The 10516-nt window shown below is 63.9% G+C and carries 9 protein-coding genes; 6 read left to right on the top strand and 3 right to left on the bottom strand.

Going from position 1 to position 10516, the window contains the following annotated elements:
• Positions 1–53 precede the first annotated feature (53 nt).
• The 4 genes from cysS to ACLFRM_RS00805 all read left to right on the top strand — a co-directional run bounded on the left by cysS (position 54) and on the right by ACLFRM_RS00805 (position 4541).
• Positions 54–1442, top strand: coding sequence for a cysteine--tRNA ligase (gene cysS / locus ACLFRM_RS00820; RefSeq protein ID WP_410753690.1), 1389 nt, complete (start codon positions 54–56; stop codon positions 1440–1442).
• Positions 1443–1559: 117 nt separating this feature from the next.
• Positions 1560–2645 carry a DHHA1 domain-containing protein gene (locus ACLFRM_RS00815; protein WP_410753689.1) on the top strand — a complete coding sequence of 362 codons (1086 nt, stop codon included), beginning with the start codon at positions 1560–1562 and terminating at the stop codon, positions 2643–2645.
• Positions 2642–3121 carry a transcription elongation factor GreB gene (gene greB / locus ACLFRM_RS00810; protein ID WP_410753688.1) on the top strand — a complete coding sequence of 160 codons (480 nt, stop codon included), beginning with the start codon at positions 2642–2644 and terminating at the stop codon, positions 3119–3121. Before ACLFRM_RS00815 ends, greB begins: the two co-directional genes overlap by 4 nt.
• Positions 3122–3287: 166 nt before the next feature.
• Entirely contained in the window at positions 3288–4541 is a 1254-nt protein-coding gene (locus ACLFRM_RS00805; protein WP_410753687.1) for a diguanylate cyclase, read from the top strand.
• A 10-nt stretch (positions 4542–4551) separates the two neighbouring features.
• On the opposite strand, the gene ACLFRM_RS00800 is transcribed toward ACLFRM_RS00805, so the two are convergent.
• A complete protein-coding gene (locus tag ACLFRM_RS00800) occupies positions 4552–4896 on the bottom strand; it encodes a carboxymuconolactone decarboxylase family protein (RefSeq protein WP_410753685.1) in 345 nt (114 codons plus the stop codon).
• A 104-nt stretch (positions 4897–5000) separates the two neighbouring features.
• Between ACLFRM_RS00800 and ACLFRM_RS00795 the strand changes: the two genes are divergently transcribed.
• Both ACLFRM_RS00795 and ACLFRM_RS00790 read left to right on the top strand, forming a co-directional pair.
• Entirely contained in the window at positions 5001–5906 is a 906-nt protein-coding gene (locus ACLFRM_RS00795; RefSeq protein WP_410753684.1) for a D-hexose-6-phosphate mutarotase, read from the top strand.
• A gap of 397 nt (positions 5907–6303) precedes the next feature.
• Positions 6304–6504 carry a cold-shock protein gene (locus ACLFRM_RS00790; RefSeq protein ID WP_125198616.1) on the top strand — a complete coding sequence of 67 codons (201 nt, stop codon included), beginning with the start codon at positions 6304–6306 and terminating at the stop codon, positions 6502–6504.
• Between the two features lie 429 nt (positions 6505–6933).
• Here ACLFRM_RS00790 and ACLFRM_RS00785 read toward each other — a convergent pair whose 3' ends face one another.
• Entirely contained in the window at positions 6934–7563 is a 630-nt protein-coding gene (locus ACLFRM_RS00785; RefSeq protein WP_410753683.1) for an exopolysaccharide biosynthesis protein, read from the bottom strand.
• A 136-nt stretch (positions 7564–7699) separates the two neighbouring features.
• Positions 7700–10420 carry a cation-transporting P-type ATPase gene (locus tag ACLFRM_RS00780; RefSeq protein ID WP_410753682.1) on the bottom strand — a complete coding sequence of 907 codons (2721 nt, stop codon included), beginning with the start codon at positions 10418–10420 and terminating at the stop codon, positions 7700–7702.
• Between the last annotated feature and the right edge of the window lie 96 nt (positions 10421–10516).

Here is a 10516-nt window from a genome sequence, read left to right as displayed (position 1 = left end):
TGGCATTCGTGCAGAGTTTCCTTCCCGACCTTCGACCCGGAATCGTAGCCAACATGCTCACAATCTATGACAGCGCCGCCCGCGCCAAGCGCGAGTTCAACCCGATCCGACCCGGCCATGTCGGCATCTACGTCTGCGGGATGACGGTCTACGATCGCTGTCACATCGGGCATGCCCGGGTGCTGGTCGTCTTCGACATGGTGGTGCGCTACCTCAAGGAGCGCGGATTCGACGTCAACTACGTGCGCAACATCACCGACATCGACGACAAGATCATCGCCCGCGCCGCGGAGAACGCCGAGAGCATCGAGTCGCTCACCGAGCGCTTCATCGACCTGATGCACCGCGACGCCGAGGCGCTGGGCTGCCTGCCGCCGAGCGCCGAGCCACGGGCGACCGAGAACGTCGGCGAGATGATCGCGATGATCGAGACGCTGATCGAGCGCGGCAACGCCTACCGGGCGGACAACGGCGACGTCTACTTCGACGTCTCGACCTTCGAGCGCTACGGCGTGCTCTCCGGGCGCGACCCCGACGACCTGCGTGCCGGGGCCCGCGTGGCGGTGGACGAGGCCAAGGACGACCCGCTGGACTTCGTGCTCTGGAAGCACGCCAGGCCCGGCGAGCCTCAATGGGACGCGCCCTTCGGCCCGGGCCGCCCCGGCTGGCACATCGAGTGCTCGGCCATGTCCACCGAGGCGCTGGGCACCACCTTCGACATCCACGGCGGCGGCGCGGACCTGATGTTCCCGCACCACGAGAACGAGATCGCCCAGAGCGAGTGCGCCACCGGCTGTCACTTCGTCAACTACTGGATGCACAACGGTTTCGTGCGGGTCGACGACGAGAAGATGTCCAAGTCGCTGGGCAATTTCTTCACCATCGAGGAGGTCACCCAGCGGTATCACCCCGAGGTGGTGCGCCTGTTCATCCTCTCGTCGCACTACCGTAGCCCGCTCAACTACTCCGACCAGCACCTCGACGCCGCCCAGGCGAGCCTGTCGCGCTGGTACAGCGCCTTGAAGAAGGTACCGGCCAACGCCGAACCGCTCCCCGAGGTCATGGACACCTTCCACGCCGCCATGGACGACGATTTCAACACCCCGAAGGCCATCGCCCTGATCCACGAGCAGCTCGGTCTGGTCCACAAGATCGGCGAGGACGACAAGGAGGCCGCCGCACCGCACGCCGCCGCCATCAACGCGATGGGCGCGGTCCTCAATCTCGGCCAGCTCGACCCGGACGCCTTCCTCCACTGGAGTGCGGCGGGCCAGCACGAGGACACCCTCGACGACGCCGAGATCAACCAGCTGATCGCCCAGCGTGCCGAAGCCCGCGCGGCGCGCAACTTCGAGGAATCCGATCGCATCCGCGACCTGTTGCTCGACAACGGCATCACCCTCGAGGATGGCGCGCAGGGCACCACCTGGCGCCGCCAGTAAGAAACAGCCAAGAGCACACCGACGGGAAGCACTTGCATTTTCCCGTTCAATCAATAGCTTGAGGCTACCTTTTCATTCACGGCCGCCGCCCTTGGCGGCCGCTGTCAGCGAGCATCCATGAGCACACCGACCATCATCCGTCCCGAAGGCTGGCTGTACCACCTGTCGCACACCGACCTCGACGGTTACGGCGCGCAGTACATGGTCGACCAGACCGACCAGCGCTGCCATTTCTTCAATGCCGATTACCGCGACATCAACAACGCCATCGACGACATCGTCGCGCGCATCATCAAGGCCGGTGAACCGGCCGGCCTGCTGATCACGGATCTCAACCTGACCCTCGATCAGGCCAAGGCGCTGGACAAGCGCATCGGCAAGATGAAGGTCCCGGTCGAGCTGCAACTGCTCGATCATCACGCGACCGGCGCCGATTGCGCCGAGGTCTTCGACTGGTATTACCTCGACACCGACCGCTGCGCGAGCCTGCTGACGTTCGAGGCCGTCGCCGACCAGCTCGACGACACCAGGCGCGAACTGATGCGCCAGCGCGCCGAGTTCATCGACGTGGGCGACCGCTGGCTGCGCGACCACGACGATTTCCGTCGGGCCATCTACCTGATCGGCCTGGTGATGCAGGACGACCACCTCGCCCCGCCGCTCAAGGACCTGAAACGCGCCTATCGCTTCCACGTGATGGAGGCATTCTTCCGTTCGCACGAGTCGGGCGAGACGCTCGAGGCCTTCGAGCGCCAGCTGTTCGACGTGCGCAAGGGCTTTCTCAAGGGACGAGTGGAAAAACGCATCTTCAACGACGAGAACCTGCCGCTCAACGACAAGTTCCACATGCTGTCGGCCTCGGTACTCGACGAGGATTTCGTCCCGGTGGTGGAGATCGACGGCGTGCGCACGGGCGTGTTCTTCAACTGGCCGCACGACGTCTGGCGCGGCGTGATCATGGACATGATGGAAGTCCGCGGCCAGATCGACATGGCGATGGGCATCCGCGGCAACGGCCGGCTATCGCTGCGCGCCAATCCCGGCGTCAACGCCGGCGAGATTTCGGCGCGCTACTTCGGTGGTGGCGGTCACCCCGGGGCCGCCGGCGGCGAGCTCAAGGACACCCGTCTGCGCGATCTCGCCCACGCGGTCAGCGCCATCCAGAAGACCCTGGAGAAGACACCGACCGCCGGAGAGCGATGAGTACAGCTGTCATCACCCGGCCCGGATTCAAGGCCCTCGAGGCCGAGCTGGATCGCCTCTGGCGCGTCGAACGCCGCGAGACGGTCCAGGCGGTCTCCGAGGCCGCCGCGCTGGGGGATCGATCGGAAAACGCGGAGTACATCTACGGCAAGAAACGCCTGCGCGAGATCGACCGGCGCATCCGTTACCTGCAGAAACGCCTGCCGAACCTCAAGGTGGTCGACCGCGCCCCGGACGACACCGACAAGGTCTACTTCGCCGCCTTCGTCGAGATGGAGTGCGAGGCGCATGCGCTGGAACGCACGCTGCGCCTGGTCGGACCGGACGAGATCGATCCCTCCCGGGGCTGGATCAGCATCGACTCGCCGGTCGCTCGCAAGCTGATCGGCCGGCGCGCCGGCGACGTCGTTCGACTGCCCGCCGGCGAGGACCGCGGCCCCCTGGCGTGGGAAATCGTCGATATCCGGTACGACTGACTCGCCGGGACGAACATGACGTCATACGGCAGTGGCAATCCGAGACGAGGTTTCCTACCATTCATCGGTTGGCGTAGGCGATTAGCCACGGCAGCCCGCCGATGCCCGTCTGCGCGATCACTACCGGCGCTCCCGCCCATCCCCACACGCTGAACCAAGGGCCACCATGCTCGATAACGAGGACTTGAGACTGCTCCAGGCCGCCGTGGAACAGTCGTTCGATGCGGTAATCATCACGACCGCCGAACTCGATCGCCCGGGCCCCGAGATCGTTTACGCCAACCCGGCCTTCCTCGCCATGACCGGTTATCGACTCGACGAGGTTCTTGGCGAGACGCCGCGCCTCTTCCAGGGCGAGGCGACCCACCGACCGATGCTCGCTCGACTGCGGGCGGCGTTGAGCGCCGGCGAGCGCTTCGCGGCGCAGACGGTCAACTATCGCAAGGACGGCAGCGCCTACGACGTCGAATGGAGCATTTCACCAGTACGTGACGAAGCCGGCCGTGTCACTCATTTCGTGTCCATTCAGCGCGACATCACGCTCGAAACCCGTGAGCATGAGCGTCGGGAAATGCTGGTCTACGCCCTCGACGCCAGTAGCGACAACGTCGTGATCACCGACCGCGAAAACCGCATCCTCGACGTCAACCGCGCCTTCGAGGAGCATACCGGCTATAGCCGGCAGGAGGTGCGCGGCAAGAATCCCAGCATCCTGCAGTCGGGCATCCACGATCGCGGCTTCTACCAGCGACTGTGGGACACCCTCGAGCGTGGCGAGATCTTTCGTGACACCTTCATCGACAAGCGCAAGAACGGCCAGCTGGTCCACATCGAGGAGACCATCACGCCCGTCAAGGACGACCACGGACATCTGACTGGCTATGTCTCGATCGGCAAGGACATCACCGACCGGGTTCGCACGGAAAACGAGCTAAAGCGTCTTGCCACCACCGACATGCTGACCGGGCTGATCAACCGCATGCATTTCGAGAAGATCCTCGCGCACGAGCACGAACGGGTGCAGCGTTACGGCCACCCAGCGGCCCTGATCATGATCGACATCGATCACTTCAAGCAGATCAACGACGAGTGCGGCCATCCCTGCGGCGATGCCGTACTCACCCGGTTCGCCCGACTGATAAGCGAGCACGTGCGCGCCACGGACCATGTGGCACGCTGGGGCGGCGAGGAGTTCATGCTGGTCACCCCGGATACCGACGTGCCAGCGGCCAGGGCGCTGGCCGAGAAACTGCGGCGATTGATTCGCGAGACCGATTTCCCAGACGTGCAACGCGTGACCGCGAGTTTCGGCGTCGCCGCCCTGGCAGAGGATGCAACACCCGCACAAACGGTACATCTGGCCGACCAGCGACTCTACGCGGCCAAGCAGCAGGGGCGTGATCGAGTGGTGGCCGACTAGGGAAGATTCCCTAGCCTTTCTCGAAAGCCTCCAGGGCATTGTGCACTTCGGCGATGTAGGTCATGGCCGGGCCACCACCCATGAGAATGGCGACCTTGCATACCTCGATGATCTCGGCATGGGTTCCGCCGGCCTTGAGCACCTTTTGCACGTGAATGCCGATGCAATACTTGCACCGCGCGGTGATCGCCATACCCAGGGCGATCAGTTCCTTGGTCTTGGTGTCGAGTACGTCATCTTCCAGCACCTTCTCCATGAAGCCGCTGAACGCCTGCATGGTCTCGCCGGCCTCGGCCTTCATCATGCCCATGCCGGTCTGGAAATCGTGCATTGCCTCGGTCATTCCGTTACTCATCTCGCAGTCTCCCGTCGGGTTGTCGTTATGATCGAACCACCACGAGCATCGTCCAAAATCGATCCCAGTCAAGATAACTTTCCTCAATGTCATGGAAACTTCACATGATCGAAACCCTGCGCGACCGCTTCGCCCTGCCCGGGGTCCGCTTTCATCGGTGTGATCGGATCGTCGTGATGGAGCTGACCAACTCGCACGGCAGTGCCTCCATCACCCCGATGGGGGCGACCGTGCTCAGTTACCTCCCTGACGGAGAACAGGAAGTGATATGGGTCAGCGACACGGCCCATTTCGATGGAGTGCATCCGGTGCGCGGCGGGATTCCGATCTGCTGGCCATGGTTCGGGGCCCACCCGAGCGATCCCGGGCAGAAAGCGCACGGCTTCGCTCGGCGCCTGCCCTGGGAGATCGAATCCGTGACGGTCGAGGCAGACACCACCCGCACAGTCCTGCGACTGGACGCGGACGAGACCACGCGCCGTATCTGGCCCCGCGAGTTTGCCCTTCGACTTGCCGTGACGCTCGGGGACACCCTCCGTCTCGATCTGACCGCGGAGAACAAAGATGACGAGACCTGGGAACTCTCGGAGGCACTGCACAGCTATTTCCGGGTCCGGGACGCAGGCGACGTGACCGTCCACGGATTGGAAGGCTTGTCCTACTGGGACAAGCAACAGGGAGGTCGTCGTGGCATCCAGACCCGACCATTGCGTATCTGTCCACCCGTCGACCGCGTGTTTTTCGAGCATCTGGGTCAGGCCGTGATCGACGACGGCTCGCGGCAGATCGCGATCGAAAAGGCCGGGAGCGCCAGCACGGTGGTCTGGAACCCGGGCCCCGCCGGCGTTCTGGATCTTGATGACATGTCCGAACATGCCTGGCGCGAGATGTTGTGCGTCGAAACGGCGAACGCCGTCGATAACCGCTATACGCTTCGACCGGGCGAACACCACACCTTGTCTGCCGAAATTCGTGCCGAAACGGCAACACTTGCGGTCCAATCGGGATGAATCGAGGCGACTGCGCTTCGGGGGACAAAAAACTTTGTCGGCAAAAATGCCGACAAAAGTACCTTATTTTCGCAAACCGGTTGTCTTCGTCGCGTAAAACACATATCCGGCCTCGACGATGGACCGCGAACCACACGATTTCTGCAAAAAAACTATGGCCTTGCAGGCCGAACACGGGATAATGCGTTCCGGGAAAACGAAACAGCGTTGTCCCGAGAGGAATCGGTCAAGGACTCCTCAATTGCACCAGGCTCGAACCCCGCAGGACCACAGATTGAATTATCCAGTTTGTATTGCCCCGCTACGATTTGCAGTTCTCTGACGCTTTTGCAGTCCTTCAGTACCCCCTCGTTTTTCAATCCAAATATGCACATGCATAGCATCAGAGGTATCCATCATGGCTACAGGCACCGTTAAGTGGTTCAGTGACGAGAAAGGCTTTGGCTTCATCGCCCCGAGCGACGGCTCCAAGGACGTATTCGTCCATCACAGCGCCATCCAGGGCGGCGGCTTCAAGTCGCTGGCCGAAGGCCAGACCGTCACCTTCGAGGTCGAGCAAGGCCAGAAGGGCCCGGCGGCGGTAAACGTCCAGATCTAAACCGACCCACAGGTCGACCGCGAAACCCCGCCTCGTGCGGGGTTTTTTGTTGTCCAGCGGAACGTGCATTCGGAACCCACCGCAACCAACCGCTGACTGGAACCAGTTCGTCCGTGACCCGCCCCGCTGATCGTTCTGGCCCAGATCTTCGGCACATCGCTCAGGTTCAGCGTCAAAGGTGTCTCTGACGCCTTGGTAAACGAGTGGGGGCTAGCGACGATGAATCTCGGCATACTCATCGCCGCCGCGCACTGCTCACGGCCGCCGCGCAGTTGAGCCTTATTCTGGGGCATCCCGCTTACCGGCAAACTGTGGATGTCGTTGCGCGCGCATGAAATGGTCACTCCATCCCTGCCAGGCTACCTGCTCGGCGTCATGGTCATGCGTCCCTTGCTCGAGCGGCAAACACCATCGGTTTCGGCCAGCAGCTCATAACAAGGCCCATCCAACCACGCCGAAACTGACCCCGGTCAGGACAAAGGCGAACAGCGCCAGCAATCCGTCCCTCGAGATCAGTGCGAGACCGAATACCGTCAGCGTCGCCCCGGCGATATTCGCCGAGAACGGTACGAACTCCATCAGTGGCATCAGGATGGCGACCATCATGGCGAGAACAGCCACGCCGTAACGGGCACCGCCATTGACGAGAAAGGTCAGTCGGGGGCGCAGAAAACGATCGACGAATCGCGCGGTCGGCGTCATCCAGACGACAACCTTGTGCAGGGTTTGCCGCCGAATGCGCCGATCGAGCAGGAACTCGGGCATCCAGAAATACTCACGCCCCAGCATCAGTTGCAGGGCGACCAGAAAGACGAACACGCCGATCAGGGTCGGAACGCCGGGAATGTCACCGATCACCGGCGCGATCGTGACCAGCCCGGCCAGCAGCAGCATCGGCCCGAACGATCGGCGGCCGACCAGGTCCAGCACCGTCGCCAGACGAACCGACTCACCCTGCTCGCGAATGTTCGCCAGCAGCTGCAGCAGGCCAACCAGCCCTTCGGGCTCCCTATCCCGGTGGGCTGTCCGATCGTCACCACAATCACATGAATCCGCCATCGATACCCTCAACAAACGTATGCCTCACGCCTCCAACCGGGGTTTGTCGAGACCAAATCGTCCGGCCAACGACGCGCTGGATCAAACCGCAAGTCGGCGGTGTACCCGATCCTCGTGCCCTTATGCGACCTTCGGTCTAGGCTGAGGCACTCTGACGCCTTCCACGTAACCGCCTGCGAACCCACTTTTCCAACTCGAGCAGGGCAAACAGCGTCACGCCGATAGCGATGATCTCCATCCCGTGAATGAAGTCGACCGGCCGCGTGTCGAACAGGCGCTCCATGAACGGAGCATAGGTGAACAGCAACTGCAGGCCGACCACGACAGCCACGGCGATCAGTACGGCCGGTGTGCCCTTGATCCGCGCAAACCCGAGCGAGCTGCTGTCCAGGTAACGGATACTGAACAGGTAGAAGACTTCCATCACCACCAGGGTGTTGACGGCATAGGTGCGCGCCTCCTCCAGGGTCGAGCCGTGGAACTGGCTCCAGGCGAAGATCCCGAACACGCCGCTGACGAACAACGTCGACACGAATCCGATCCGCCAGAGCAGGAAGGCCGACAGCATCGGCTCGTCGCGCCGCCGTGGCGGACGCCGCATGACGTTCGGTGCGGGGGGCTCGAAGGCCAGCGCCATGGCCAGACCGACGCTACTGACCATGTTCACCCAGAGGATCTGCAACGGGGTGATCGGCAGGGTCAGACCGACCAGCACGGCCGTCAGGATCGCCAGCGATTCACCGCCGTTGACGGGTAGCAGGAACAGGATGGCCTTCTTGAGGTTGTCGTAGACCGTGCGACCCTCGCGCACCGCTTGAGCGACCGAGGCGAAGTTGTCGTCGGCCAGCACCATCTCGGCGGCCTCGCGGGCCACCTCGGTGCCACCATGGCCCATGGCCACCCCCACGTCGGCACGCTTGAGTGCCGGCGCATCGTTGACGCCGTCGCCGGTCATCGCGACCACCTGCCCCTGAGCCTGCAGGGCGGTCACCAGGCGGAGCTTGTGCTCCGGAGTGGTCCGGGCGAAGACATCCACCGTCATCGCCTTGCGTGCCAGTTCCTCGTCGTCGAGACCATCGATCTCGTGGCCGGTGATGACCTCGTCGACGTTCTCGAGCGCAAGCTGGCGCGCGATCCCGGCAGCCGTCCGGGCGTGGTCTCCGGTGATCATCTTGACCCGGATGCCGGCCGTCCGGCAGTCGTGCACGGCCACGATCGCCTCGTCTCGCGGCGGATCCATCAGCCCGAGCAGGCCGAGGAAGGCCATGCCGTCGTCCAGGTCATCGTAGCTCAACGTGCGATGCTCCGCCGGCACGCGGCGCACGGCGATGCCGAGCATCCTTTGGCCCTCGGTGGCGATGTTCTCGATCCGGCCTTCCCAGTACGGGCGATCGAGCGGCTGGCCTCCACCTTTCGCGTCTCGCTGCTCGCGGCATAGATCGAGAATGCGCTCGGGCGCGCCCTTGACGAAAATGTAGCCCTGCCCCTCGTGGTCGTGGTGCAAGGTGGCCATCAGCCGATGCTCGGTCTCGAAGGGAATGACGTCGGTGCGCGGCAGTCGCTCGTCTTCGTGATCGAGGTCGAGACCCGCCTTCATGGCGCCGACCAGAAGCGCCCCCTCCATCGGGTCTCCGTCGACCTGCCACACGTCCCCGTGGCGGCGCAGGGAGGCATCATTGCACCGCGCGGCGGCCTGCACGGTTTCCCGCAACACCGGCACCCCCTCCGGATCGACCTCGCCGCCGTCGATGGAGAAACCGCCGTGCGGATCGTAGCCCGCCCCGCTGGCGGTGAACGTTTCTCCCGACGTCACCACGGTGCGCAGGGTCATCTCGTTGCGTGTGAGCGTGCCGGTCTTGTCCGAGCAGATGACCGACACCGAGCCGAGCGTCTCCACAGCGGGCAGGCGGCGGATGATCGCCTTGCGCCCCGCCATGCGCTGGACGCCTATCGCCAGCGTCACGGTCAGGATGGCGGGCAACCCCTCGGGTATCGCCGCCACGGCGAGACCCACCACCGTCATGAACATCTCGGTGGCCTCCCGGCCCTGCAGCCAGAACCCGTAGGCGAACACCGCCGCCGAGATGCCGACGACGACCATGGCCAGCAGTCGGGCGAAGCGGTCCATCTGCTCGAGCAACGGGGTCGTGATGGACTCGACCTCGGCGAGCATGCCGCTGATACGGCCGATCTCGGTGTCCGCCCCCGTGGCCACCACCACGCCGACACCCTGACCGCCGGCCACCAGGGTGCCGGAATAGGCCATCCCGACACGGTTGCCCAGGTCGGCATCCGGCGCGACCGGCTCGACCGCCTTTTCCACGGCCACCGATTCTCCGGTCAGCACCGCTTCCTGGACACGCAGGTTGTGCACGCGCAATAGCCGCAGGTCGGCCGGCACCTTGTCGCCCGGCTCGATCAGCACCACGTCCCCGGGCACCAGTTCCTCGGCCGGCAACGTGCGCCGCTTCCGGTCCCGGGTGACCGACGCCCGCGGCGAGAGCATGTGCCGGATGGCTTCCAGCGCCTGCTCGGCCTTGCCCTCCTGAACAAAGCCGATCACCGCATTGACCACCACCACGCCCAGGATCACCCAGGTGTCGATCCAGTGACCGAGCAGCGCGGTGACGACGGCCGCGCCGATCAGGATCTGGATCAGGAGGTTGTTGAACTGGGCGGCAAGACGCGCAATCGGGCTGCGCCGTTTTCCGGCCGGCAGCCGATTCGGTCCATGCGACTCCAAGCGGCGATCCGCCTCGGCCTGGCTCAACCCATCCTTGCCGCTGTCGACACGTGACAGTGCCTCGTCGGTGTCCAGGCTGTGCCAGTCGGTCACCTGATCGCGTCGTTCCGCCATGCCGCCCCCATCATGATGCCGGGATCGTCCCCGGGATATTCCGCCCCGAGCTTACGACACAGAACCTCGACCGACATCCTGCATGTTTCCCGGCCG

The sequence above is a fragment of the Guyparkeria sp. genome (genome assembly GCF_046540515.1).
Taxonomy (GTDB): Bacteria; Pseudomonadota; Gammaproteobacteria; order Halothiobacillales; family Halothiobacillaceae; genus Guyparkeria.
Note: the sequence above shows the minus strand (reverse complement) of the source record. Positions and strands in the feature narration are given on the sequence as shown.

Coding starts and splice junctions, on each gene's coding strand:
- ACLFRM_RS00785 (WP_410753683.1), bottom strand. CDS start 7,563: ATGGCGGATTCATGTGATTGTGGTGACGATCGGACAGCCCACCGGGAT.
- cysS (WP_410753690.1), top strand. CDS start 54: ATGCTCACAATCTATGACAGCGCCGCCCGCGCCAAGCGCGAGTTCAAC.
- ACLFRM_RS00795 (WP_410753684.1), top strand. CDS start 5,001: ATGATCGAAACCCTGCGCGACCGCTTCGCCCTGCCCGGGGTCCGCTTT.
- ACLFRM_RS00805 (WP_410753687.1), top strand. CDS start 3,288: ATGCTCGATAACGAGGACTTGAGACTGCTCCAGGCCGCCGTGGAACAG.
- greB (WP_410753688.1), top strand. CDS start 2,642: ATGAGTACAGCTGTCATCACCCGGCCCGGATTCAAGGCCCTCGAGGCC.
- ACLFRM_RS00815 (WP_410753689.1), top strand. CDS start 1,560: ATGAGCACACCGACCATCATCCGTCCCGAAGGCTGGCTGTACCACCTG.
- ACLFRM_RS00790 (WP_125198616.1), top strand. CDS start 6,304: ATGGCTACAGGCACCGTTAAGTGGTTCAGTGACGAGAAAGGCTTTGGC.
- ACLFRM_RS00800 (WP_410753685.1), bottom strand. CDS start 4,896: ATGAGTAACGGAATGACCGAGGCAATGCACGATTTCCAGACCGGCATG.
- ACLFRM_RS00780 (WP_410753682.1), bottom strand. CDS start 10,420: ATGGCGGAACGACGCGATCAGGTGACCGACTGGCACAGCCTGGACACC.